This is a genomic window from Sporosarcina sp. P12(2017) (assembly GCF_002743035.1).
GTDB lineage: Bacteria > Bacillota > Bacilli > Bacillales_A > Planococcaceae > Sporosarcina > Sporosarcina ureae.
Genome location: NZ_PDYL01000007.1, coordinates 26,241 through 50,628, shown reverse-complemented (window position 1 = coordinate 50,628; position 24,388 = coordinate 26,241). Strand labels below are relative to the sequence as shown.

Sequence of the window (24,388 nt, the reverse complement as noted above, 5' to 3'; positions counted from 1 at the left end):
CTCCTTAGTTAACTACGTTTTCATTCATTTTTTTAGCAATACCATTTTTCAAACCTTCCGCACTTGCTTTCACATGTCTTCTCATAGTGTCTTCTGCTTCCTGTTTATTACCGGTAAGAATTGCATTCATGATGATCTGATGTTCTTTTAGTGACACATGTAATCGGTTTGGATCATCTATGCTGATATAGACATATTGATTGTAAGGAATTTGATTCAATAAAAGATTGAATAAATAACTTAACTTTGAATTATTCGCACCTTTCAATATAGCTGCGTGAAACTGTTCATTAGCTTCTACATACAAAGCCACGTCATGGTTGTCTGCCGCAGTTTCCATTAAAGCTACAGCTTCCTGCACTAAATGGATTGACTCTGGATCTTTACTTTCAGCCAAGATCCCTGCAGCAAAACCTTCCAAAGCTTCTTTGACTGTAAACAGTTCATCTAATTCCTTTTCAGTAGGCTTGCGCACACACGTTCCAACTCGAGGGATAATCTCTACTAATCCTTCTCTTTCCAATTGCTTGAGCGCTTCCCTTACAGGTGTTCGGCTTACTTTATAACTTTGAGATAAAGCCGCTTCAGATAATTGTTTTCCAGGTTCGTACTCGCCTGAAATAATGGACTTTCTTATAGCACTTGTAACTTGAGCAGTTATACTAACAGTTTGTATAAGCTGAGTGATGTTCATCGCCTCACTTCATATTTTCATGCCATGTACCATGGTAACTTTTCGCTTAAAAAAATCTTTAACGCGTCCCCTACCATGTACCATACAAGATATGAAATAAGTATATTATCTAAATATTCAATTGTCAATGAGTTTTTAGAATATTAAACCTATATCTCTGTTTGTTTGATCCCCTGATCATAATCTGCTGCGACTTTGTTAATTAATACTTTGCTTTGCTCCTCTACTATCCCTTGCTCAATTGCAAGCTCGCGTGCAATTTTTGGTGCATACCACACAACAGGCAACAACACTATGGATACTGGAACAGCAGCGATAACTACGAAGGACTGTAACGCACCAATACCTCCTCCGCCGATCTTTATCAAAATTAACGCAATGGCCGACATAATTAACGCCCAGAAAACTCTAACTATTTTAGGTGGATTTCCGTCTCCAGTTACAGCTATCGAAATGGAATAAGACATGGAGTCCACAGTTGTTACAACAAATAGAGTAGTCAATAACAAGAAAACAATAGGCATGATAGCACCTAACGGCATTTGTTCAGCTATAGCTATAATCGCGCTTGGCAATCCACCATCATTTAATGGGCCGCTGACTGAACCCACATCTTTCAGTTCGTAAAAGATTCCGGTACCTCCAAGTACTGTGAACCAAAAGTTTGCTGCAATTGGAGCCAACACTGCAACTACTAGGAAAACCTCTCGTATTTTTCTTCCATTTGAGATACGGGCTACAAATAGAGCTACTAAAGGGCCGAATCCAATAAACCAGCCAAAGAAGAACAACATCCAGCTCCCCAGCCATGCTTCATCTCCACGAAAAGTACTGATGGTAATAAATTCACTAACATACGTTCCATAGGAAGACATAAATGAATTTATAATGAACAAGCCGGGTCCGAACAACAATAAAAATGCTGCTATAATAACGATCATGTTTACGTTTAGTTTACTTAAAAATTGAATTCCCTTATCGATTCCCGTAAGTGTAGATAACAATACTACTCCTGTTAAAAGTACGATGATTGCTAATTGGGTAGTAAACACATCAGGTACATTAAAAATTTTATTTACACCATAACTAACTTGCAGACCAAGAAATCCGATAGGGCCTATCGTGCCGGCTGCAGCGCCTATAATACAGAATACATCAGCTGCCGTTCCCCATTTACTGGTTAATATTTTCTCCTTAAATATTGGATATAATAATGTCCTCGGTTTCAAAGGCATCCCTTTATGATTATGTGCATAGATCAGTATAATCGCACTGATTGCGCCATATACCGACCAAGCTGTGAACCCCCATGACATATAGCTTTGTGCAAGTGCTGGTCCGATTGCTTCCTGCGTACTACTTGAAATTCCTTTATGCATAGGTGGAACATCTAAAAAGTAATACATAGGCTCAGCTGCCGCCCAGAAAACTCCACCTGCACCTAATCCGGTAGTTAAGATTACTGCCACCCACTTGAAGTAGCTCATCTCAGGTCCTTTTGCATCTCCCAATCTGACCTTTCCATATTTAGAAATGGCTAATACTGCACCCACAATAAAAGTTGCTAGCATTAAAAACTGCCAGTATGCTCCAAAATATTTTATTGACAAGTTAAAACCACTATTCACAAAATTACCGACCGCATCTACCTTAAAAAAAGAAAACATTACAAACGCTACTAATATACCCCCACTAAATAAGAAAACTGGCCAATCAATTTTCCTTCTAATAAAATGCCAATAACTTCTCGTCATATTCGCCCTCCTGGATTTTACGATTTGAATAGAGCCCCTTAACTTCTAGCATCCTTCCTTAAATCAACTTGTTAGCGCTTTCAACTCTGAGACGTTGATACATTGTAAACTTGTATGGTACATGCAAGTTATGAATTAAAGAATATATCCTATATTCTAAATTGTCAATATACTTTATGACGTTTTTTATTTTTTCTGAGGTTTCCATTTCTATGAATACCGTAAAGTTCAATACTTTTCTTTTGAATGGATCCAAATTACATTCTATCTCTGATGTTTTTACTGAAATAAGTATTTTAAAAAGAAAGAGCTATCCGGATAACAAAATTTCTGTTATTTTCCGGATAGCTCATATTTACTTTCATTCCTCAAACGGCCACTTAGGCAACATACGATTCAACTTCTTATCACTACGCTCCCCAAGCACATACTCCGCCTGCATGATCGTATGGATTTCCCGCGTGCCCTCGTAAATAACAGGTGCCTTCGAATTGCGTAAATACCGCGCAACCGGATACTCATCCGAATAGCCATACGCTCCATGGATCTGCACCGCGTCATCTGCAGCTTGATTAGCAAAATCACACGCTTGCCACTTCGCGAGTGACGTCTCGCGTGTATTCCGAACACCACTATTCTTCAACTCACCCGCACGATAGACAAGAAGACGGCTCATCTCATAACCCGCTTCCATCTTCGCAAGCATCTGCTGGACTAGTTGGTGTTCACCTATTTTCTTACCGAATGTTTCACGCGTGGTTGCATACTGTACACTCGATTCAAGACAAGCGTACAGTAATCCCACTGCACCTGCCGCCACCGTGAAGCGACCATTATCCAGCGCCGCCATCGAAATCTTGAACCCTTCGCCTTCTTCACCTAATAGGTTGGCAGCCGGTACACGAACGTCTTCAAAGAATAGCTCACCCGTGTTACCTGCCCGAATGCCGTACTTCCCTTTGATTGCCTTTGATGAAAATCCCGGCATGCTTCGCTCTACAATAAACGCGCTGATGCCGTGGTGCTTCTTTGATTTATCCGTGTAAGAAAAAACGAGAAAGTTGTCTGCCGAATCACAAAGTGAAATCCAGGTTTTCTGACCGTTCAATACATAGTCGTCGCCGTCACGAACCGCTGTTGTCTGAATGGCGGAAACATCTGAGCCAGCGCCTGGTTCCGTCAATCCGAACGCGCCGATTTTCTCGCCTTTCGCTTGCGGCACTAAATACTTTTGCTTCTGCTCTTCCGTTCCCCACTGCATCAACGTCATGCAATTCAAGCCGATGTGTACAGAAACCGCTGTGCGAAAAGCTGTGTCTCCACGTTCTAGTTCCTCGCATAAAATCGCCAAAGCATTATAATCCATCCCACTGCCGCCGTATTTTTCCGGGACACAGACGCCCATAAATCCAAGGTCCGCGAGCCGTTTCCAAATTCCTTTGTCAAAACTTCCCTCAGCATCCCATTTCGCAATATGCGGCATAATTTCCGCATCTACAAACTGTCTTGCCGTCTGTCGCAACATGTTCTGTTCATCTGTAAATGTAAAGTCCATCTTCGTGTCCTCCTTTACAATGAAACTAGGCTTTTTCGATGCGTGCGTTCACCGCAATCTGTCCTACTGGTATGCGGTATACACGGTTATATAACTGTCGATAAAACTTACGGAACTGCCGCTCGTTCAATGCAGGCAGTGCCGTAGTTGTCATTAATAATAACGGGTGCTTAAAATTGGTTAGCTTCACTGTTTGATCCAGTGTCAATCCATTCCGTTCATAAAATGCGATACGTCGTGTCCGAATCGATAATTCTTCTTCATTCCGAGAAAAGTCGGGATCTTCCACTTCTAGTAACATTCCCGCTGGTGATAACGCATCTAAACGGCGAAGCATAACGCTGCCTAAGCCATATGAACGGAATTCCGGTGCAATTGCCAAGTAGAGTACGTGAATACCTCCATATTTCGGGATTTCCTGATAGATAGCATAGCCGTAAACGTTAATACCGTCCGTCAAATAGACTGCACGCAAGACGTTTTTCTTAAGTGCGTTGCGCATAATCGGGAACGGAATATGGTCGAGAAATCCGAAGTCTACTAGCACGAATTTGAATAATCTATTCAATGTCCGTCGATTCGTTGCGAGATGCTGTAATCCCATCTGTGATGTATTCAATGTTTGTTGTTGCATTTCACTTCACTCCTTAGAATTACGAGGAGATGGTCTGTTGAGATCTAAATCCACGCTTTCTTACCAGTATATACCGTATCAGGCCTGTTGTACGTCAATAACCACTCCACGTTTCTTCATCTCAGCGATATACAGTTCGCCAGGCACGATATTTTCCGGTGGATAAGCGCCTCTTTTCGTGATGATTCCATTGCCGATCATTTGCGCTACGACAGAAATAGTGTTGGCCGTTGCGAGTGCCATAGCCGTTTCATTCGTGTTCGGATCCTTTTCCGTAATCATATTAAACGTCACCGTCTGCGGCTGATTGTCTTTCGTACCGCTCACTATGACCCTAAGTAAGACAGCGTCTGATTTATCTCCAAGGCGTAATTGCGGCGTCAAATGAGCGAGCATGACGTCGCGCACACGTAAAGGTCTACCATCTACTTGAATTGTAGAATCTCTAGATAGCAAGCCAAGATCAACTAATAGCTGCGCCTTTTCTGCATGACCCGGGTAGCGGATTGTCTTATATTCTAGTGTTTCGATGTTAGGGAATGATTCAAGCATCGTCGACGTACCGCCTGATGTATGGAAGGCTTCCATTTCGCCATAGCCATCGAATTCTAGCGTTTCGATTTCCGATAATGAAGGTAACTCCTTCACTTCACCATTTCGCATAACGCGAGATGAATCGGTATAATGATCGAATAATCCTTCCAATGAAAAGACAACATTATAGTTCAGTGGCGGTTCGGATTTGACCGGAACTCCGCCTACGTACAGTTTGATCGACTTGATTTCATCTAGTAACGACGCGCCATATCCTGACAGAATATTAATCATACCGGGCGCTACACCAAGGTCTGGAATTAACGTCACGCCTTTTGCAGCAGCCTGTTCACTTAGCGCGAGCACTTTTTCCGTTGCTCCACCGATATGTCCGCCCAGGTCGACAACATGTACGCCACGTTCTACTGCACAACGGGCGACCGCTTCATTGAATGTATAAAACAGGGCGTTGACAACAATATCCCCAAGCCCGATGACGTCGCTCAGTTGCTCTTCATTCGTAGCATCGAGCAATAGAATGTCGAGCTTTTCATTCAGTAGTTCTTCGGCGAAATCTTCCGCTTGCCGAATTGCGCGGTCCGCGAGATACACTTTTCTCACTTCGTCCTGCTTGACTAAATCACGAACGACTTCTTTTCCCATTAATCCTGCACCTAATACAACAACTTTCATCTGCTCATCCCTTCTTCCTGTGAGTTCATTCCGTATCGATTTGTGCGCGTTGCAACTTGCCGCTGTAATCGATATAAATGCTCTTCCATTCCGTAAAGACATCGAGGGCCGCAACTCCAGAGTCACGATGACCGTTCCCCGTCCCCTTCGTTCCACCAAACGGCAAATGAATTTCCGCTCCCGTTGTGCCTGCGTTGATATAAACAATACCCGTATCGAGGTCGCGTTGAGCGCGGAATACTTTATTGACATCTTGCGAGAAAATGGAACTGGACAAGCCATATGCAACGCTGTTATTCACTTCGATCGCTTCATCCAGACTGCTGACCGTAATCAATGAAACAACTGGGCCGAAAATTTCTTCCTGCGCGAGTCGGCTATCCCATGCGACATCCGCAAACAATGTAGGTTCAAAATAATGTCCAGTAGCGAATTTGCCTTCATTCAGCACATGTCCACCTGCCACTAGATTCGCACCTTCGCTTTTGCCGATTTCGATATAGCTTTGGATTTTCTCCAGCGCTTTTTCATTGATCACAGGACCGACTTTCACTGTTTCATCCAATCCGTCACCCATCGTTAGGTCTTTCATGCTCTCTAGCAGACGCTTCTGCAACTCTTCTTTGACGTCTTTATGAACGATTACCCGACTGCAAGCTGTACAGCGTTGTCCTGCCGTTCCAAATGCGCTCCATAAAATTCCTTCTACCGCTAGCTCGATATCTGCATCTTCCAGCACGATCACCGCATTCTTGCCGCCCATTTCAAGAGACATTTTCTTCAAGTGACGACCGCCTAATTCCGCAACATGGCGACCTGTTTCCGTCGAGCCCGTAAACGAAATAACGCGTACGTCGGGATGTTCGATCAGCGCAGTACCAACATCTGATCCGGAACCGAAGACGATATTCGCCACACCATGCGGCAAACCAGCTTCTTCAAAAATCATTGCCATTTCATACGCCATCAACGGCGTTTCCGTCGCCGGTTTCCAAATGAATGTATTGCCCGCCACAATTGCCGGAAACGATTTCCACGTAGCAATCGCAATTGGGAAATTCCACGGCGTGATCAGACCGACCACGCCAATCGGTGCACGTACGCTCATCGCGAACTTATCCTGCAACTCAGACGGAACCGTTTCACCAATCAAGCGTCGACCTTCTCCGGCCATGTAGAACGCCATGTCGATTCCCTCTTGCACCTCTCCACGTGCCTCTTCTATTACTTTACCCATTTCCTTCGTCAGTACTTGCGCTAGATGCTCTTTTTTATCTTTCATCATACGGCCAATTTCATAGAGATAATCCGCACGTTTCGGTGCCGGCACCAAAGCCCACTTCTTCTGCGCCTTCTTCGCTGCAGCCACCGCCTGCTGCACCTCTTCCTCCGTCGACAAAGGCACCTGCGCCAACTCTTCCCCATTTGCTGGATTGAGCACAGCAGCATAACTAGCAGCTTCCCCCTGCCAAACACCATCGATGTAATTAGTTAGCTTCATCCATACTACCCCTCTCTACTCCATATCGTTTTCGTAAGTTGTCCCTATTAGAATTGTTCGACAATATATCATCCTATTCCTTTAAAGCTAGACATATTCAGGATAAATTAACTTGAAGGATAAGAATTGGTAACGGGTATAGAGCGCTTGCTTCATTTCATAGAGCGGTTAAATGGGTAGATAGAGCGCTCTAGAGGGATCATAGAGCACCTATAAAGATTTATGAGCGGATGTCGTGGAAGTATGAGCGCTTTAGCTGAAAGTATGAGCGGAAACTCGGAGTATTGATACACAGCCCCCTCCTCAACACTACGACCAGCTTCATCACGCAAAAAAACCGCCACAGCAAGTCGGAAACTCCAACTCGCCATGACGGCCTGCATTCATTACAACAAATACCAAATATAATGCGCTTCCTCATGACTACCCGGTATTAGCGCAACACTCTTCGGATAGCTCATCTTCTCCACAGCCATCTCCATCAACTTACTAACATGTGGATTCAATTGCTCCGCCTTAGCATACAACTCCAAAGCACGCTCCGAAGACTTACCTTGCGCACGCTCCATCTCCACCAACCACGACAAATACCAATACACTGCATCGCCTTCAGAAACTTCTTCAGTCGCCTCCAACACCCGCGCCGCCTGATCAATTTCTCCTTGATGAATCAACGAAGAAATCGCCAAGTACCGTACACGTTGATGGTCGAAGAGGTCGAGCGACAGCAGACGGATAAACATCTCACTCGCTTCAACAAAACGGCCTTGCTCATAGAACCACACGCCGTACTGCAGCAAACTACGTAAATACGGACGATTCGGTGCGAACTTCCACGCATCTTCCGCACGATTGTCAAACTGTTTTTCACCGGAGAATATAGCTTGTTTAAAGAATTTCTCCTGCTCGTCCTTCGAATCTGTCAGCTCCGTCTGAAGTAACAACGCATCGACGTTCGTCGAATCAGCGCCATACGCACCTACTGCGAAGTCATGTCGCTGTTCAATCGTTTCGGCATTGTATGCCATATAACAAAGCATCTGTGCTTCTTGTTGCTGATTTTCCGGCTCGAACGGTTGCTGGATTGCTTCTTGAATGTATGCTTGTGCTTCTTCAAACGAATCGAAGTTATGCTTTTGCGTCAACATATGCACTTGCCAATTCATTTGCTCAGATGGAAGTGGATTGGTTCCAATAGGATACGCAGCATCCTTCTTCCCTTCCTCCATCATCTTCTCGAGTTCTTCAATCTTCTCTAGCAAAATATCCGTATGCTTTCGGAATGAAGATACAGAAACGTCGAACAGTTTCCCTACTTCCGCTTGTGTGTACGTATTCGGCATCATGTTCGTGTCCACTGCCAATTGGAAAGCTGCTGCGGCGAGTACTTCCGGCTTACGGAACTTCGGATCTTGATCGGTAAAGTAATACGCCATCAAGGACAGTACCATTTCATATGCGCCCGGGTATAGCTCTTCCTTTTCGAGTTGAGCATCCAGAATTTCTATCACTTCGCGCTGTAATGGTGTGAAGTTCTGCTCGACTACGTCAGATAACGTCTGAACGTCGAGTTTGCAAACGACTTCGTAAATATCGACTAGATGCTTCGTGAAGAAATCGAAGCTATTCTTTTCTTCACTCGTTTCAGCTAGTTCCTGCACACGCGTCAATAGTTCATCGCTCATATGCTCATTCACTGCGATGGCAGAAATCGGCATGACCCAGCGCTCTTCATTGCGCATCTCTTCCAGGACGATGGCAACGATGGCGCGTACATCTTCAGGCTCGCCTGCTTCTCTCGCCAATAAATATTCGCCACTCCCAAGAATCTCTTTCATATGGTAGACTTCTTTATCCGCCTTCGTCACTTCCGCGAACGTGATGAAAACATTCTGCCAGCTCTTCAAAATAGCTCGTACCGCTCTATTTTGCGTACGATTCAGCGCTTTTACGAGGTGGCGTCTCCAAAGATCTTTGCGGACGATGAAGAAATAATAATCGCTGACATTCGTCACAAGTTCCTCTTCTTCCATCCACTCACCTAGACGCCCAGCCCACTCTTTCAATAATCCTTCCAATGATTGAATCTCAGCAGGAGACAATGAAGTTTCATAGTAGCTGTTTAATACTTTCTTCAGTTCTTCCTGGACTGTATTTGTGCCCGGCATATCTGTTTTGCCGCAGCAGTTCTCTACAATTTCCCCGCTTCCGCATGGGCATTTCTCTTTATTCCCTATCACATCGAACACAACCTTTTCTTTTTACTATACCATACTAAAAAGAAGCTCCGCATGCATAGCAGCATACGAAACCCCTTATTTCACTTTTCAGACTGTTCCTTCACTTCATCAATAGTTGGCGAAGTCGGCGGCATGACCCGTTTAATGAATAACGATAGAATCAATGCAATGGCTGTAATAATCGTTGAGATGAAGAACGCGTGGTTGACACCGTCGAGCATCGCCAAACGTCCAATCTCTTCTGTCATAGTGGACACATCGACTCCAGACGCGGCCAAATCCTTTGCTTGTGCCACTGCCGATGCATCCAACCGTTTTGTCATGAGTGTCAATAACAATGCCGAACCAATAGCACCAGATACTTGCTGCAATGTGTTATTCATTGCGGTACCATGTGGATTCGAGATCATCGGCAACGAGTTCATTCCGTTTGTCATAACCGGCATCATGACCATCGACAAGCCAAACATCCGGAATGTATATACGCCCATCAAATAATAATAACCTGTATCCATCTGCAATTGGCTCAGTAAATACGTCGTGAATACCGAAATAGTCAGTCCCGTATAGACTAGGGCACGCGGACCGTATTTATCGAATAAGCGACCTGTAATCGGCGACATGATACCCATTAACACTGCACCTGGCAACATCAGCAATCCTGCATCTAGCGGTGAAATACCCCGAACATTTTGTACATATAACGGTGTCAAAATCATTCCGGAAAACATCGCTACTGCTATCACCATGGATATGACGGAAGCGAGTGCAAACATCGGGTACTTGTAAATTCGAAAATCAAGCAACGGCTCTTTCATACGTAATTGTCTTAGAATAAACCATACGAGCGAAACGGTACCTAGCGCAATCATGCCATAGACAATTGGAGAACTCCAACCCTTTTCACCTGCAGAACTGAAGCCGTATAGCAAACCGCCGAAACCAATCGTCGATAAGACTAACGAGAAGAAATTAATGCGTACATCACGATTCGGCGTAATATTCTTGAGTTTGAAAATAGCAAGAATCAGTGTCAGCAATGAAATCGGCAAGACAATCTCAAACAATGTACGCCACGAATAATGTTCAACTACCCAGCCAGACAACGTGGGTCCGATCGCTGGTGCCGTGAACATTACCAGACCGAACATACCAAGTGCCGCTCCCCGTTTTTCGATTGGGAATGCTGTCAACATAACATTCATTAACAACGGCATCATCAGTGCTGAGCCAGATGCTTGAATCATACGTGCGACTACTAGTAAAGAGAATGTCGGCGCGATGATCGCAATAAACGTCCCTAACGAGAAAAGCACCATCGCTGTAATGAAGATCCTTCTATTGGTAAACTTCTGTATGAAAAACGCACTTGCCGGAATCATAATCCCGTTGACCAGCATATAACCGGTCGTCAACCACTGAACGGCCGATGGCGTAATCGAAAACTCTTCCATAATGACCGGTAATGCGATATTCAACAAAGTATTATTCAAGATCGCAACAAATGCACCAATGAACAATATAGCAATGATGCCATAAGGCGGTTTCTCATGCATTTTTTTAATTTCTACTGATTCCACCATTTTATCCTCCTATAACATGTATAAAATATGTCAGATTTATATTTTATACCGCTAGTACATTTATTACAACTAATAAATTTCGAGAGAATTAAAAGCTTGATATAACAATGTTTTAAGAATAGTATATGAAGTATACATGCAGTATAAAAAATTCAAATAACAGGTGATTATCTATGAACGACCGTAAAAAGCACGTATTACTTATCGCAAAAAAATTATTCATCGACAAAGGCTTTCACTCGACATCCATTCAAGACATTTTGGATGCAGCGCAAATTTCAAAGGGAACGTTCTATAATTACTTTTCTTCTAAAAACGAATGTCTAATGGCAATCTTGCGCGACGCCTATTATATAAGTTACTTACGAAGAAATGAGCTGGCGATCGGTAAAGATCTTACAGACCCCGCCCTGCTTTCTGCACAAATTGAAATTCGTTTAACGATGAACCGGGAACAAAACTTGCTACCGTTGTTTGAAACTATCGTTCATTCCCCCGATGACGAGCTACGTCAATTCGTCAAACAGATGCATTTCCGGGAACTGGCATGGATCGCGAAACGACTTGTTAACGTCTACGGCGAAGAAATAAAACCTTACTCCTATGATTGCGCATCGCTGCTTTTCGGCTTCATCCAACACGCACTCAACGTCTGGAAAAGTTCCACTACAGAGCGCATCGATACGATGAAACTAGTCGAGTTCGTCATGCAACGAATGGAAGTTATCGTGCCAGACATCATAAAACGAGACGCACACTTCCTGTCGCAAAACTTGCTAGAAGACATGTTAACGGCTGCAGATTTTTACCCTATGACACGCGAAGTACTGATCGAGAGTTTGCAAAAATTCATCAGCCAGTTACCAGAAGAAGAAAGTCAACGAACGTTATACAGCCATTTTTTATTAGACGAGTTATCATCTGATCAACCTCGACTCTATTTACTTGAATCCGTCGTACGCTCATTCCGCGAAGCCTTCGAAGGCTCCGAACTGCAGCTACGAGCAATCGAACTATCCGCAGCGGTTTGGTTGTTCATCAATAAATCTCAATAAGAACAAAAAGAGACTAGCAAAGTCGCCAAGCATGACTTTGCTAGTCTCTTTTTTAATTGTTGAAAATAGGTGCAAGTAATTTAGAGATTTGTGTGTATTACATATTGAAACCTACTTCAGCACTGGAGGTTATTGTCGCTCGTGTAGTGTGGGGAAACCTTTACACGTCGGTATAGATAATGGAATAAACTAGTTGATCGTAAGTGGAAGGCGGCGACTCCGGGAGGATCAGCCCGATCAGGTGAGACCACTAAAGGAGCACAGCGACTAGTGGGCTCACCGCGGGCCCTCCGGAACGTCCGCCTGGAACGTCGATCAACGGTGCCCCCACCTCAGTACTATCCAATCAATAATAACTAACCACGAACCTGATGATTAGGCTCTTCCCCTAGCGCAAACGCAAGCAACGCGTCCACGTTCAGCTTCATCATCGCCTTGCGCGTCTTCACCGAAGCACTGCCAATATGCGGCAACACCGTCAAATTCGGCAACGTCAACAACGGATGATCGAGCGGAACAGGCTCCGTCTCAAACACATCTAGCCCTGCCGCATGAATCTTCTTCGTGCGTAGCGCATCAAACAACGCGTCTTCATCCACAATCCCGCCACGCGCAACATTGATCAAAATACCCGTCTCTTTCATCTGAGACAACTGCTCCGCACCGATCATTCCCTTTGTCTCTTCACTATACGGCACCAAAATCAGTACAAAATCGGACGACGCCAGCAAATCCGGAAGCTCGGCATAACGACAGCCATACATGTCTTCCATTTCGGACTTGCGGTTACGATTATGATACAGCACGTCCATATCGAACCCTTTCGCACGTTTCATCACCGCTTCACCGATCCGGCCCATTCCGACGATACCAAGTGTAGCCCCGTACACATCCGTTCCTGTAAAACCAAGCGGCTCCCATGACGTCCAACGCCCTTCGCGCAACGTGTTCTCTGCGCCAATCAAATCACGGGCCGTTGCCATCAATAAAGCAAACGCCAAATCTGCCGTCGTTTCTGATAGTACATCCGGTGTATTCGTTACGATAATATTCCGTGCCACCGCAGCTTTGACATCGATATTGTTATAGCCCACTGCCATATTGACGATTAATTGTAATTTAGGAGCTGCGTTAAGCACTTCTTCATCGATTTGATCGGAGATGACGGTCCATAGTGCATCCGCATCAGCCACTTCTTTTAGCAACACATCACGAGGAACAGCTTCACTCGTTGATTCCCACATACGTACTTCGTAGTGCTCGCGTACTGGTGCGATCATTTCTTCCGGCATCTCTCGACAAATATATACTGTTGGTTTCATGTACAACACTCCTTTAGCCACCGATATAGTTCATATTAATTTTCTTACGGTTCTTCACAGTTTGCTCCGTACGTTCATCGGAATAGCGGTCTTTTCTACCTCTCCACACGTTGGCAATCACTTCGTATAATTCTTCGTCGGTTTTACCCGAACGAATTAATTCCCGTAGATCAAAGCCGTCAGACGCGAAGAGACACGTGTATAGTTTCCCTTCGGATGATAGACGAGAACGTGTACACGTTGAACAAAACGACTCTGAAACCGATGTAATGAAGCCGACTTGTGCATTCGTTCCTATATAGCGATAGCGTTTTGCGACTTCTCCATAATAGTCTTCTTCCGCAGGCTCCATGTCAAATTCAGCAGCTAGCATGTCATAGATTTCTTTCTTCGTGACCACTTTTTTGAAGCTCCAGCCATTGTCATTGCCGACATCCATGAACTCGATGTAGCGCAATGTGATGCCGCGTTCTTTGAAATACGTAGCCATTGGGAGTATTTCGCTTTCATTGACACCTTTTTGGACGACCATATTCACTTTAATCGTAAAACCGATGTCTTGTGCCTTTTGAATATTTTTGAGAACGAGTGCAGGTGAAATGCCACGGCCGTTGATCTGGCCGAACAGTTCTGGGTCAAGTGCATCTAAACTGATGTTCAGACGGCGCAATCCAGCGTCGTAAAGCGGTTGCGCGTATTGACCGAGCAGCACTGCATTGGTTGTCAGTCCGATGTCTTCGATCCCTTCGATGTCGTGAAGCTTCTGTATCAACTCGGGTAAATTGCGACGCATTAGCGGTTCACCGCCTGTCAAACGCAGTTTCTTAACTCCTAACTGAGCAAATATTCGAGCCAAGCGTTCCAATTCCTCAAACGATAGCAATTCATTTTTGGCTAAAAATACAAAATCATCACCAAATACTTCTTTCGGCATGCAGTACGTACAGCGGAAATTACAGCGGTCCGTTACAGAAATCCGCAAATCCCGAATCGGGCGTCCGAGTTGATCTACAATGGCATTCATCTTCTTCAACCCCTTTCCAGTTCACATGGCGTGTTGACATTTTTAAAAGCTATTTCGGGCGTATTGGTTAATAAAGCACCTTCAATCCACTGACCCTTATGTTGGCCTTGCACATGCATCACCCGACGATTGCCATCGCGTAACGCTTGTTTGATCGTCGGTTTGACAGTCGCATTCCAAACCGAAACGAGTGGATGTCGCTTGCCTTCTACCGTGACAGATGAAATATCCCCATCATGCAATTCAAGCAATCTTTCCATGATATCCGCTTCTATAAACGGCATGTCACAAGGCAACACGACGTAGCGGTCTGCTTCCATTAATTCCATTGCGGATAAAATCCCTGCAAGAGGCCCCATTCCCGCATACGACGCAAGATCCGTCGTCACATGAACGCTGTCCGGAAACTGTTCTTGAAATTCAGGACGCGTCACGACGACGATCTTATCGCAAATCGGCCGCAATGCTTCTAATGAATAATGATAGAACGAGTGGCCTTCATGCGTCGCGAATGCTTTCGGTGAGCCGAAACGTCGCGATTGGCCACCTGCCAGTAACACACCGACCGTCTTCATCCGCCACTCACTGGTGGAATGAACGCGCAGACATCCCCTGCTTGAATGACATCATCTTTTAAGGCATACTCTTCATTCACCGCCACATGGATCGTCTCTTTACCGAAACCCGGATACGTTTCTTCCGCCCAGTTCAGCAATTCTTCCACCGTCAAAGGCGCACGATCCAAAGACTCTTCACCTTTACCTGTCAACTCCCGTAGCCTCGCAAAGTAATGAACTGTAATCATTGTGATTCGCTCCCTTTCTCTGGATATTTCTTCTGTGCACCGATCCATTCTTCGCCATCTTCCCAGATTTCCTTCTTCCAAATTGGTACGACTTCTTTAATACGCTCGATTGCATATTCATTCGCTTCATACGCTTCTTTTCTGTGAGGTGACGATACCGCAATCACTACAGCAATGTCCGATATTTTCAACTCACCAATCCGATGCGCCATAGCGACCTCGACTCCCGGCCACTTCGCTTCCATCTCGGCACCGATTTCAGCAAGTTTCTTTTCCGCCATCGGTACGTAGGCTTCATACGCGAGATACAATGTGCGAACACCATGCGTCCACTCGCGTACATGTCCCGTGAATACCGTCACTGCACCCGCTGCCGGATGCAAGACCAGATCACTGTATTTCTGCACATCAATCGGTGTGTCTATGATTTCATAACGTTTCATTGTCTCGCCTCCACCCATTCTTGCAGCCAGTCGTCGAGCCGTGTGATGTCTTCGAACAACTCGGCTGTTTTCACCGTCCGAATAATTCCAGGCAACGACTCCAACTCTTGCCGTTCCTCTTCATTTCGGATGAGAACCACTTTTTCACCAGCTTCTTGTTTATATCCTTCTATTAATAAAACATCTGGCTCACTAGATGCGGCCAATGCCTTTAGTTGTTCAAATGAACGTTCTTTATTTTGTATCAATTGTATCATATCGCCGCCTGCCACAAGAGTAGAGACAGCTCCAAATTCTAAGAATTGCACCGTATCGGTATGCGCTGGCGGCAGTTCAGGCGCGCCGCCATGTCCATGATGTTTTAGCACGGCAACTTCGCAACCAAGACGTTTCAGCACGGTAATCCAATGCGAAACAAGCGTCGTTTTCCCACTGTTTTTGAAGCCGACAACATGTAGCGTCTTCACAGTTCCCAACGCTCCACACCTTGTTCCGTTCCTAGCAATAATACGTCCACTACCATCCCTTTTTCAAAGCCGCGCGTTCCGCTTGGCAAGACGATGATACAGTTCCCCCGCGCAATAGAAGACACGGCGCTAGATTTATTGAAACCTGCAGGCGTTGCAACGATGCCTTCATTTGTCATCGACCAGCTAGCACGAACGAAACGCATGAAAGGGTTCGCTTTCTTGAAGTCTTCACCCAGAACCGCTTGAATACGCGGCATATAAGGCGCTGTACAGCCCATCATCGAGTAAATGGCAGGACGCGCGAACAATTCAAATCCTGTGAAGCAAGCAGAAGGATTACCTGATAGACCGAATAATAATTTATCCCCTAAAACCGCCACCGTCGTCACACTGCCCGGGCGCATCGCCACTTTATTGAACAATACTTCCGCACCGAGACGTTCATAGATTACCGGCAGATAATCATAATCTCCGACCGACACACCGCCCGTCGTAATAAGTAAGTCTGTCTCTTGAAGTGCTTTCTCGACGATTTCAGTACATGCATCCAAATCGTCTTCCATCATGCCGTACGACGTATATGTAATCCCCATTCGCTTCAACTGCGCACGAATCATCGGCCCATTTGAATTGCGGATCTTCCCTGGCTCAAGTTCATCAGCGACATCTAGCAATTCAGTTCCTGTCGACAGCACCCCAGCAATCGGCCGTTTCGCGACACGCACTTCCGCATAGCCAAATGTCGCAAGCAGCGCAATTGTTCCTGGATGAATAACCGTTCCTGCTTCGATCAATACCTCACCTTGTTTGGCATCTTCTCCTTGACGCGAAATATTTTCGCCCGCTTCAAATGACTTTCGCAGCGTAAATCCATCGTCGTTTTCCATCGTTTGCTCCAGCATGACGACTGCGTCTGCCTGTTCCGGAATCAATGCGCCTGTCATAATACGGAACGATTCGCCTGACTCAATCGGACGATCCGCTACATGCCCTGCACCAATTTCCCCAATCACACGGAAGGCTTTTCTTGTATCACCCGAAGCACCCGTCGAATCTTCCGCACGGATCGCAAATCCATCATACGGCGAACGATCAAAAGGCGGCACATCATGCTTCGCTACGATCGGCTCTGCCAGCACTCGACCATATGTATCTTCTAACGGAAGAACTTCCGTCCGAAGCTTATGTACATGTTTCATCACACGCTCCACAGCTTCCGCCACTTGAATCGGTTTTCGAATTTCTACCACGCACATCTCCTACTTTCTTTTGTTATACTAACTAGTACAATGAAATGAAACGAAAGGGTGATCATCATGTCCGAACTTACACACTTCAATGAACAAGGTCGCGCCAAAATGGTCGACGTGTCCGAAAAAGAAACTACACTACGTACAGCGATCGCAACAACGTCCATCCTCGTCAACCAATCGATTCACGAGCAAATTACGCATGGCACAAATAAAAAAGGAGACGTCTTCGCCGTCGCGCAAGTCGCCGCCATTATGGCCGCGAAAAATACGTCCACTATCATTCCAATGTGCCATCCACTCCCTTTAACGGGTGTTGATGTCCGATTTGATTGGGAGATCGATGAAGAATCTTCCCATTATAACGTGCTCATCCAAGCCGAAGTCAAAACGAAAGGCGTAACCGGCGTCGAAATGGAAGCTTTGACTGCCGCTTCTGCCGCCGCATTGACAATTTACGATATGTGTAAAGCTGCCGGCAAAGATATGGTCATCGGACCGACGATGCTACAGCATAAATCAGGTGGAAAGAATGGAGATTATCAACGCGCGGACTAAATGTCGCGCGTTTTTTTAATTGGGTTTGGTGGGTGTAGTGCTGATTGGAGTGGCGTGGTGTGGCGCTCAATGAAGTGGCTTGAGCGCTCTATTGGACTGCGTAAGCGCTCATACTTTCATGCTATCCGCTCTATCAGGCCGCGTAAGCGCTCATACTATCACGCTAGGCGCTCTATCAGCACGCGTAAGCGCTCATACTCCCACGCCAACCGCTCAACACACGCAAACGCTCATACTCTCACGCTAACCGCTCTATCAGCACGCGTAGCCGCTCATACTTCCAACCTAACCGCTCTATCAACACACGCAAACGCTCATTCCCCCACGCCAACCGCTCTATCAACACACGCAGCCGCTCATACTCTCACTCCAAATGCTTCCCCAACTCATGCACAATATGCGGCAACTCCGGCACGATCAGCTTATCCATTGCCAGCGTCACTGCCTTCGAAGAGCCCGGCAATAAAAACACGGCCTGTAAGCCAACTCCGCCAGCCGCCGCGCGACTGAGCAATGCTTTCGATCCCACGTCTTCGGTATAACTCAAAAAGCGAAACAGTTCGCCAAAACCGTCTAACGGCTTCGTGAAATAAGGTGACACGGTTTCCACTGTAATATCCCGTGCGCCAATCCCCGTTCCGCCTGTGAAAATCATTGCCTGAATGGATGAATCGGACGACCAAGCGGACAATTGCTCTACAATGTGTGCCGCTTCATCCGAGCAAATTTTATACGCCTTCACAGTATGGCCAGCTTCAACCAGCTTGTCGCAAATCACCTTGCCGCTCTTGTCGTCCGCTTTCGTCCGCGTATCACTGATGGTCAGCACAGCGACCGCAATCGATTTGTCTCGCGCTTTCTTTGGTAAATGAGCTTCTTCCATTTGCTATTCCTCCTAGCCGAATAATGAATGATAGATTTTTCGTCCTTCTCGCATATCTTTCAGTCCATGAATTAATAGTCTGCCGTTGCCGAATAAAATACAGCGATAGCCTTCCGCTTGAAACTCTACGAAAAACGGCGTTTCCCGGTACTTCGACCCTAGTTGTTGCGCGACTTTCACACCGTCTGTCACCGTCAATTTACGTCCTGCATCCGGTATGATTTGCACAGTATCGCGTCCGCATAGCACGGCGTATTGCGTTCCCGCTGCTTGATGCAACGCAGGGTACGTCGGATGTTCACCACATGTTTCGCATTGCGGGTTCTTCATCCGACTAATTCCTGCTTCCACTGATGTATTATTCCACACATCAAAATGCAGAAGTTTTGTGCGCATGGCCTCTTCATTCCCTGTTAGCCATTTCATCGCTTCCGCACTTTGATGTGCAGCCGAAATCTGTACAGCGGGCGCAATTACCCCTACTGTATCACATGTTTCATTGACTGCCGGCATGACCGGTAGTAGACAGCGGAAACACGGGGTCTTGCTTGGAATGAAAGGAAAGACGCTGCCTGAACTGCTCACGACTGCGCCGTAGACCCAAGGGATATTCAGTTTCCATGCGACGTCATTGATTAGCAAACGCGTTTCAAAATTATCAGTTGCATCGAGTAGGATATCCGCGCCGACCGCCATTTCTTCGAGCAACGGTCCGTCGATATGATCGAGCACAGTTGTAATGTCCACGTCTTCACGAATAGCATGCAAGCGGCGCGCTGCTGCCACCACTTTTGGCACACTATTTTTCGCATCTGCTTCGACAAATAATTGTTGCCTCTGCAAATTGGATGCTTCAACATAATCGCGGTCTGCGAGCGTTATTTTGCCGATTCCCGCGCGTACGAGCGTTTCGGAAATCGAAGAACCGAGTGCGCCACAGCCTATAATTACCGCATGTGCGTTTGATAGTTGCCGCTGTCCCGACGTGCCAATAGGTTGAAATAATGTTTGCCTTGAATAACGATTCTCCACTGGATCTACTTCCTTTCATTAAACCACAAGCGAGGCAATCGGTTAAGACCGATTGCCTACGTTTACGTCTGGACTAATATCACTGAATGAACCAACATAGCGAACGACATCGCCTGTTCCATCTTTTACTGAACTGATGGAAAGGAACTCCAGATACTCTTCGCCGTTCTTTTTCTTATTCCAAATTTCACCTTGCCATTCGCCTTGTTCATTAATAGTGCGCCACATATCATTGTAGTAATCTCGGGCATGTCTGCCTGAACTTAAGATGTTCGGACTCTTACCGAGTACTTCCTCTTCACTATAACCTGTTAGTTTCGTAAATGCCGGATTGACCGAAACAATTAGCCCCTTTGAATTGGTCACGAGAATACCTTGCCCAGTCGAATCAAATACTTCTTTAGACAAGCTCGTACGATCCATATAGTAGAGCCAGAAAGCCAACACAAGACTGGCTAATGATACTTGTGAAAACGCCATGAAGCCAATTGAATAAGAACCTGTCATGGAGAAGATCGTTGCGAGTAATAATGGAGGGAAAAATCCACCAAGACCACCCATCATCGATACAATACCGTTCACTGTACCTGCTTGCTTACTGAAATACATCGGTACTAGTTTAAAAATAACACCATTTCCGAGTCCCGCAGCTGCTGCAATCATAATACTGCCGACTGTGTACAGTTCGATACCCGGTGAAAATGCCAGGACGATAGACGAAATTGTCAAACCTGCGAAACAACCCATTAATAAGAATAACGGCTGGAATTTATCGCCTAACCAACCACCGACTGGACGCAATAACGTCGCGACGATGATGAAGCCGGCTGTACGAAGTCCTGCGTCGACCTTTTCTAGTTCAAAGTAATTGACGAGAAAACTCGGCAAGAACACGGTAAACGCAACGAATGATCCGAATGTGATGAAATAAAACAACGAGAAGAACCAAAGTTTCTCATTCTTATAAACGCCTTTAATTTGCTCGACAATGGGTGCTTTCACTTTTACTTCTTTACGGTCACCGAAGAAGAAGTTCATTGCGATGAACGCAAGCAGTAAAATTAAGTACATTTTGACAGTCAACGACCAACCAAACTTCATAGCGAGTACGGGTGCTGCAAACGTCGTGATTGCTGTCCCGATGTTCCCCATTCCGTAAATACCATTGACCAGTCCGTGCTTTTCTTTAGGATAATACTTCGGTAGCGACGTAACACCAACAGAGAAAATCGCGCCCCCTATCCCAAGTAACGTACCGCCAATCAAAAGCCCTGTCACTGTTGATGTTTCGCTTATGTAGTAGACAGGAAATAGCAATACGATGAAACTGATGAAAAACATCATACGTGCGCCATAAACATTGGCGTAGTAGCCGAGTGGAATTCGCAAAATTGAACCGAGTACTACAGGGATTGCTGTGATGATGGCCACACGCTCTGGTGGAATGTTGATATCTTCGCTAATAAATGGTAGCAAGGAAGAAATCAGTACCCACACCATGAAGCCGACAACTAGATTTGCCGTTTGTAGAGGCAACTGAATCTTTTGTGTCATAGGAATCCATCCAATCTGAAATTAGTAGCAATGCTAACCCATTTCTTTCATTGTTTGTTAATCCGGTAGAATTGACGTGTATAATTGGTCGAATAATTCATCTTGCTCTTTGGCAAGTAAGACCGATAGAACCATTGGAAAAATGACGTTTTCTTCTTTTACAAAGTGAATCATGATCACTTCAAACGCCTCGCCTGCGTCTTTTACGACGTCTTGCATCATAGCGAGTGTAAATTCCGATAGATCCCCTCTTGTGTGATGAAGGAAATGTCCGATAAACGCATCGATCTCGTCGTGTTCTTCTTGCACAGCTTGAACCGGTCCTTGATCACTGCCCACATATTTCGCGAGCATTGGAAACAGGAATGCTTCTTCCTTTTCCGTATGATTCTTTAGCGGATCAATGAATTCGACGACTAGCACGCGCAATCGCTTGAGCGCTTCGAGGCCTTCGTCACGCGTGAATCTATCATTCTCAAAATCCAGTACGATCGCATGCCACTGCTCCATTAAAGATGTCAGGAAACGATGTTCATTTTCGAGCACGCGTAATGCAGGTAGCGTATGCGTAAGTCCTGTATTGACCAACATCCTTCACCCCTTCATTTAGAAATTTAAAAATTTCTTGCGCAGCGCGTATTCGACGAGTTCCGGACGACTCTTCAATTGCAACTTGTCCATCATTTTCGCTTTATGCGCTTCTACAGTCTTGACGGAAATATAAAGCATTTCTGCAATTTCCTTATTACCGTAACCTTTAGCAACAAGCGGCAGAATCTCGATTTCGCGTTTAGATAAAATCTTGAACGGATCATCTTCATCTGCCTCTTTCGTTCCTTTCTTCACAAACTCCCTGACAAGCGACGTAGCCATGGACGGGTGAACATACGTCCCGCCGTCGTATACTTCACGAATGGCGTGTAGCAATTCTTCATCAGGAGCATTTTTCAAAATATAACCCGCTGCACCGTTTTTTAGTACATGAAACATATACTCCTCGTCATCGTACATCGTTAAAATGACGATTTTTGTTTCTGGGAAATCTTCATGAATTTTGCCTGTCGTAATCAATCCACTTTGGCCAGGAGGCATGCTAAGATCCAGTAAAATAATATCCGGTCTGTGCTTCGCAACTAGTTCATACGCTTCCAATCCATCTGCCGCTGTTGCTACGACTTCCATATCGTCTTGGAAATTCAATATATGCATGAATCCTGTGCGGACGACTGCATGATCATCAGCTATTATGATTTTCACTTGTTGCTCTCTCCTTCTTCAGTGGAATAGTTGCTTGGACTGTCGTGCCTTCTTGCCGACTAGAATTGATCGTCAAATTACCATCTACTAGTTCCACTCGTTCTTTCATACCATAGAGACCGAGGCCCGTGCCTTGCGGTGTGAAGTCATTGACATCAAAGCCAACACCTTCATCAAATACTTCTATTTGCAGCTGGCCATCTGCTTCGCTCAATGTTAAAAAGACATCTTCTACTTGGGCATATTTCATGGAGTTGAGAATTGCTTCCTGGCCAATACGATACGCAACCGTTTCAATTGCGCCTTCATAACGACGTTCCCTCAAATCGGATTCGAAATGAACATACAGTCCGTAATTCTTTTCAAGATTCTTGATGTGCGTTCGGAAAGCAGCTTCTAATCCGAAATCATCGAGTACAGCCGGTCGCAGTTCGACAGATAGATGACGGATCTCATCAAGTAAGCGCATCAACGAACCTTCAGTTTGACGCAACTTCTCAAGCGCCTTATCGTTCATACCCATATATTTCAATACGCGCAGATCGACGAGTGAACTGAGCATCTCCTGCGCTACACTGTCATGCAACTCGCGTGAAATTCTTTTGCGTTCATTTTCCTGCGCCAAAATGACTTGTTGCATGCGCAATTTTTGGTGGAGAATTTCGGACGTCTCGGTTTGCCGTGTTAAATTACGCAACATCAACATGGACACGTGGTTGTCTTTATCCAACACCTGATACGTTGCGCTGTATGGTTGCAAGCCAAGATCTTTCGTCTCCAAATAGAGTTGGAATGAAGATAAGGTTTGTTGTGGTTTCTCCATGAAACACGAGACACACGTCATCTGTTCGTCTTCACTCGTGAAGCCGCGGCATGTGAGACACATCGCGTCAGCCTCGCCTTGCAGCATCTTTTCATAGAGAGCGGGTTCTATAATTTCTTTCGCCGCTTCATTCATCGATAGAATCTCGCCGTTCGCGCCGAAAAAGAACATCGCTTCTGTCGTACGATCATATAGTTTGTGCAGCATAGTGGTTAGTTGGTCATTGTCCAATAAAGTCATCTTTCAATCGCTCCTTCATGTGAAACGGTCCGAATTGAGGTCCTACCGCATGCTTGAATTGCTCAAACTTGTCAGCCGTTAACCGGTCCGCTTCACGATAGCCAATCAAAAGCACGCCTTGCACATGATCATCAAGGAATAATGGTATCGCACCAAAACTTCTCAGCTTTTCAAATACGACAATTGGATAGTTATAGAGATCTCCATCCATCACACTTACGTCTACGTTCTCGATATTCATTGGCTTTCCTGTCTTGAAAACAATTCCTGCCACACCTTTTCCTGATTGAAGGACGATTCTACGATAGCGTAAACTTATATTCCCCGTTACATATCGCCATCTAAAGTCGTGATGATATTTCTTCAAATCCACTAACGCTAAGCCAATGAAATCCGCATGAAGCGTTTCTTTCAAATTGTCGATCGCCAGTTGGAAATTACTATTTGCTTGTCCCGTCATAGCTTAATCTCCTATTATTCATCA

The 24,388-nt window shown here is 45.3% G+C and carries 24 protein-coding genes; 2 read left to right on the top strand and 22 right to left on the bottom strand.

Annotation, left to right across the window (positions count from 1 at the left end; all coding sequences use genetic code 11):
- Positions 1 to 4 precede the first annotated feature (4 nt).
- From CSV80_RS07100 to CSV80_RS07060, 8 genes are all read right to left on the bottom strand, one after another.
- A complete protein-coding gene (locus CSV80_RS07100; RefSeq protein ID WP_099670249.1) occupies positions 5 to 694 on the bottom strand; it encodes a GntR family transcriptional regulator in 690 nt (229 codons plus the stop codon).
- A 149-nt stretch (positions 695 to 843) separates the two neighbouring features.
- Complete coding sequence (locus tag CSV80_RS07095; RefSeq protein WP_099670248.1) at positions 844 to 2,448, bottom strand: BCCT family transporter; 1,605 nt, start codon at positions 2,446 to 2,448, stop codon at positions 844 to 846.
- Positions 2,449 to 2,809: 361 nt separating this feature from the next.
- On the bottom strand, positions 2,810 to 4,003 hold the full coding sequence (locus CSV80_RS07090; RefSeq protein ID WP_099670247.1) for an acyl-CoA dehydrogenase family protein: 1,194 nt from the start codon (positions 4,001 to 4,003) through the stop codon (positions 2,810 to 2,812).
- Positions 4,004 to 4,028: 25 nt separating this feature from the next.
- Positions 4,029 to 4,637: a GNAT family N-acetyltransferase gene (locus tag CSV80_RS17630; protein ID WP_199083942.1), complete on the bottom strand. Its 609-nt coding sequence runs from the start codon at positions 4,635 to 4,637 to the stop codon at positions 4,029 to 4,031.
- A gap of 78 nt (positions 4,638 to 4,715) precedes the next feature.
- Positions 4,716 to 5,864, bottom strand: coding sequence for a saccharopine dehydrogenase family protein (locus CSV80_RS07080; RefSeq protein ID WP_099670246.1), 1,149 nt, complete (start codon positions 5,862 to 5,864; stop codon positions 4,716 to 4,718).
- A gap of 25 nt (positions 5,865 to 5,889) precedes the next feature.
- Positions 5,890 to 7,365 carry an aldehyde dehydrogenase family protein gene (locus CSV80_RS07075; RefSeq protein WP_099670245.1) on the bottom strand — a complete coding sequence of 492 codons (1,476 nt, stop codon included), beginning with the start codon at positions 7,363 to 7,365 and terminating at the stop codon, positions 5,890 to 5,892.
- 386 nt (positions 7,366 to 7,751) lie between these two features.
- Positions 7,752 to 9,533 carry a tetratricopeptide repeat protein gene (locus tag CSV80_RS07065; protein WP_143560470.1) on the bottom strand — a complete coding sequence of 594 codons (1,782 nt, stop codon included), beginning with the start codon at positions 9,531 to 9,533 and terminating at the stop codon, positions 7,752 to 7,754.
- 152 nt (positions 9,534 to 9,685) lie between these two features.
- Positions 9,686 to 11,188 carry an MDR family MFS transporter gene (locus CSV80_RS07060; RefSeq protein WP_099670242.1) on the bottom strand — a complete coding sequence of 501 codons (1,503 nt, stop codon included), beginning with the start codon at positions 11,186 to 11,188 and terminating at the stop codon, positions 9,686 to 9,688.
- A gap of 173 nt (positions 11,189 to 11,361) precedes the next feature.
- On the opposite strand from CSV80_RS07060, the gene CSV80_RS07055 reads away from it, so the two are divergent.
- Positions 11,362 to 12,243: a TetR/AcrR family transcriptional regulator gene (locus CSV80_RS07055; protein WP_099670241.1), complete on the top strand. Its 882-nt coding sequence runs from the start codon at positions 11,362 to 11,364 to the stop codon at positions 12,241 to 12,243.
- A 356-nt stretch (positions 12,244 to 12,599) separates the two neighbouring features.
- Here CSV80_RS07055 and CSV80_RS07050 read toward each other — a convergent pair whose 3' ends face one another.
- The 7 genes from CSV80_RS07050 to CSV80_RS07020 are packed head-to-tail and all read right to left on the bottom strand — an operon-like array spanning position 12,600 to position 17,557.
- Positions 12,600 to 13,565: a 2-hydroxyacid dehydrogenase gene (locus CSV80_RS07050; RefSeq protein ID WP_099670240.1), complete on the bottom strand. Its 966-nt coding sequence runs from the start codon at positions 13,563 to 13,565 to the stop codon at positions 12,600 to 12,602.
- Positions 13,566 to 13,578: 13 nt separating this feature from the next.
- Positions 13,579 to 14,589: a GTP 3',8-cyclase MoaA gene (moaA, locus tag CSV80_RS07045; RefSeq protein WP_099670239.1), complete on the bottom strand. Its 1,011-nt coding sequence runs from the start codon at positions 14,587 to 14,589 to the stop codon at positions 13,579 to 13,581.
- A 5-nt stretch (positions 14,590 to 14,594) separates the two neighbouring features.
- On the bottom strand, positions 14,595 to 15,164 hold the full coding sequence (mobA, locus tag CSV80_RS07040) for a molybdenum cofactor guanylyltransferase (protein WP_099670238.1): 570 nt from the start codon (positions 15,162 to 15,164) through the stop codon (positions 14,595 to 14,597).
- Positions 15,161 to 15,394: a molybdopterin converting factor subunit 1 gene (gene moaD / locus CSV80_RS07035; protein WP_029053550.1), complete on the bottom strand. Its 234-nt coding sequence runs from the start codon at positions 15,392 to 15,394 to the stop codon at positions 15,161 to 15,163. Before moaD ends, mobA begins: the two co-directional genes overlap by 4 nt.
- Positions 15,391 to 15,837 carry a molybdenum cofactor biosynthesis protein MoaE gene (locus CSV80_RS07030; protein WP_099670237.1) on the bottom strand — a complete coding sequence of 149 codons (447 nt, stop codon included), beginning with the start codon at positions 15,835 to 15,837 and terminating at the stop codon, positions 15,391 to 15,393. The genes moaD and CSV80_RS07030 overlap by 4 nt, the downstream gene beginning before the upstream one ends.
- The gene (mobB, locus tag CSV80_RS07025; protein ID WP_158231870.1) at positions 15,834 to 16,304 is read right to left on the bottom strand and encodes a molybdopterin-guanine dinucleotide biosynthesis protein B; all 471 of its coding nucleotides are present in this window, start codon (positions 16,302 to 16,304) and stop codon (positions 15,834 to 15,836) included. Before mobB ends, CSV80_RS07030 begins: the two co-directional genes overlap by 4 nt.
- On the bottom strand, positions 16,301 to 17,557 hold the full coding sequence (locus CSV80_RS07020) for a molybdopterin molybdotransferase MoeA (RefSeq protein WP_099670235.1): 1,257 nt from the start codon (positions 17,555 to 17,557) through the stop codon (positions 16,301 to 16,303). The genes mobB and CSV80_RS07020 overlap by 4 nt, the downstream gene beginning before the upstream one ends.
- A 66-nt stretch (positions 17,558 to 17,623) precedes the next feature.
- Between CSV80_RS07020 and moaC the strand changes: the two genes are divergently transcribed.
- The gene (gene moaC, locus CSV80_RS07015; RefSeq protein WP_099670234.1) at positions 17,624 to 18,115 is read left to right on the top strand and encodes a cyclic pyranopterin monophosphate synthase MoaC; all 492 of its coding nucleotides are present in this window, start codon (positions 17,624 to 17,626) and stop codon (positions 18,113 to 18,115) included.
- A gap of 364 nt (positions 18,116 to 18,479) precedes the next feature.
- On the opposite strand, the gene CSV80_RS07010 is transcribed toward moaC, so the two are convergent.
- The 7 genes from CSV80_RS07010 to CSV80_RS06980 are packed head-to-tail and all read right to left on the bottom strand — an operon-like array spanning position 18,480 to position 24,364.
- Positions 18,480 to 18,998, bottom strand: coding sequence for a MogA/MoaB family molybdenum cofactor biosynthesis protein (locus CSV80_RS07010; RefSeq protein WP_099670233.1), 519 nt, complete (start codon positions 18,996 to 18,998; stop codon positions 18,480 to 18,482).
- A 12-nt stretch (positions 18,999 to 19,010) separates the two neighbouring features.
- Entirely contained in the window at positions 19,011 to 20,030 is a 1,020-nt protein-coding gene (locus tag CSV80_RS07005; RefSeq protein WP_099670232.1) for a ThiF family adenylyltransferase, read from the bottom strand.
- Positions 20,031 to 20,072: 42 nt separating this feature from the next.
- Entirely contained in the window at positions 20,073 to 21,584 is a 1,512-nt protein-coding gene (locus CSV80_RS07000; RefSeq protein WP_099670231.1) for an MFS transporter, read from the bottom strand.
- Positions 21,585 to 21,641: 57 nt separating this feature from the next.
- Positions 21,642 to 22,175 carry a hemerythrin domain-containing protein gene (locus tag CSV80_RS06995; RefSeq protein WP_099670230.1) on the bottom strand — a complete coding sequence of 178 codons (534 nt, stop codon included), beginning with the start codon at positions 22,173 to 22,175 and terminating at the stop codon, positions 21,642 to 21,644.
- A 15-nt stretch (positions 22,176 to 22,190) separates the two neighbouring features.
- Positions 22,191 to 22,841 carry a response regulator gene (locus CSV80_RS06990; RefSeq protein WP_099670229.1) on the bottom strand — a complete coding sequence of 217 codons (651 nt, stop codon included), beginning with the start codon at positions 22,839 to 22,841 and terminating at the stop codon, positions 22,191 to 22,193.
- Positions 22,822 to 23,904 carry a sensor histidine kinase gene (locus CSV80_RS06985; protein WP_099670228.1) on the bottom strand — a complete coding sequence of 361 codons (1,083 nt, stop codon included), beginning with the start codon at positions 23,902 to 23,904 and terminating at the stop codon, positions 22,822 to 22,824. The genes CSV80_RS06990 and CSV80_RS06985 overlap by 20 nt, the downstream gene beginning before the upstream one ends.
- On the bottom strand, positions 23,885 to 24,364 hold the full coding sequence (locus CSV80_RS06980; protein WP_099670227.1) for a GAF domain-containing protein: 480 nt from the start codon (positions 24,362 to 24,364) through the stop codon (positions 23,885 to 23,887). The genes CSV80_RS06985 and CSV80_RS06980 overlap by 20 nt, the downstream gene beginning before the upstream one ends.
- Between the last annotated feature and the right edge of the window lie 24 nt (positions 24,365 to 24,388).

Coding starts and splice junctions, on each gene's coding strand:
- CSV80_RS07100 (WP_099670249.1), bottom strand. CDS start 694: ATGAACATCACTCAGCTTATACAAACTGTTAGTATAACTGCTCAAGTT.
- CSV80_RS07095 (WP_099670248.1), bottom strand. CDS start 2,448: ATGACGAGAAGTTATTGGCATTTTATTAGAAGGAAAATTGATTGGCCA.
- CSV80_RS07090 (WP_099670247.1), bottom strand. CDS start 4,003: ATGGACTTTACATTTACAGATGAACAGAACATGTTGCGACAGACGGCA.
- CSV80_RS17630 (WP_199083942.1), bottom strand. CDS start 4,637: ATGCAACAACAAACATTGAATACATCACAGATGGGATTACAGCATCTC.
- CSV80_RS07080 (WP_099670246.1), bottom strand. CDS start 5,864: ATGAAAGTTGTTGTATTAGGTGCAGGATTAATGGGAAAAGAAGTCGTT.
- CSV80_RS07075 (WP_099670245.1), bottom strand. CDS start 7,365: ATGAAGCTAACTAATTACATCGATGGTGTTTGGCAGGGGGAAGCTGCT.
- CSV80_RS07065 (WP_143560470.1), bottom strand. CDS start 9,533: ATGCCGGGCACAAATACAGTCCAGGAAGAACTGAAGAAAGTATTAAAC.
- CSV80_RS07060 (WP_099670242.1), bottom strand. CDS start 11,188: ATGGTGGAATCAGTAGAAATTAAAAAAATGCATGAGAAACCGCCTTAT.
- CSV80_RS07055 (WP_099670241.1), top strand. CDS start 11,362: ATGAACGACCGTAAAAAGCACGTATTACTTATCGCAAAAAAATTATTC.
- CSV80_RS07050 (WP_099670240.1), bottom strand. CDS start 13,565: ATGAAACCAACAGTATATATTTGTCGAGAGATGCCGGAAGAAATGATC.
- moaA (WP_099670239.1), bottom strand. CDS start 14,589: ATGAATGCCATTGTAGATCAACTCGGACGCCCGATTCGGGATTTGCGG.
- mobA (WP_099670238.1), bottom strand. CDS start 15,164: ATGAAGACGGTCGGTGTGTTACTGGCAGGTGGCCAATCGCGACGTTTC.
- moaD (WP_029053550.1), bottom strand. CDS start 15,394: ATGATTACAGTTCATTACTTTGCGAGGCTACGGGAGTTGACAGGTAAA.
- CSV80_RS07030 (WP_099670237.1), bottom strand. CDS start 15,837: ATGAAACGTTATGAAATCATAGACACACCGATTGATGTGCAGAAATAC.
- moaC (WP_099670234.1), top strand. CDS start 17,624: ATGTCCGAACTTACACACTTCAATGAACAAGGTCGCGCCAAAATGGTC.
- CSV80_RS07010 (WP_099670233.1), bottom strand. CDS start 18,998: ATGGAAGAAGCTCATTTACCAAAGAAAGCGCGAGACAAATCGATTGCG.
- CSV80_RS07000 (WP_099670231.1), bottom strand. CDS start 21,584: ATGACACAAAAGATTCAGTTGCCTCTACAAACGGCAAATCTAGTTGTC.
- CSV80_RS06995 (WP_099670230.1), bottom strand. CDS start 22,175: ATGTTGGTCAATACAGGACTTACGCATACGCTACCTGCATTACGCGTG.
- CSV80_RS06985 (WP_099670228.1), bottom strand. CDS start 23,904: ATGACTTTATTGGACAATGACCAACTAACCACTATGCTGCACAAACTA.
- CSV80_RS06980 (WP_099670227.1), bottom strand. CDS start 24,364: ATGACGGGACAAGCAAATAGTAATTTCCAACTGGCGATCGACAATTTG.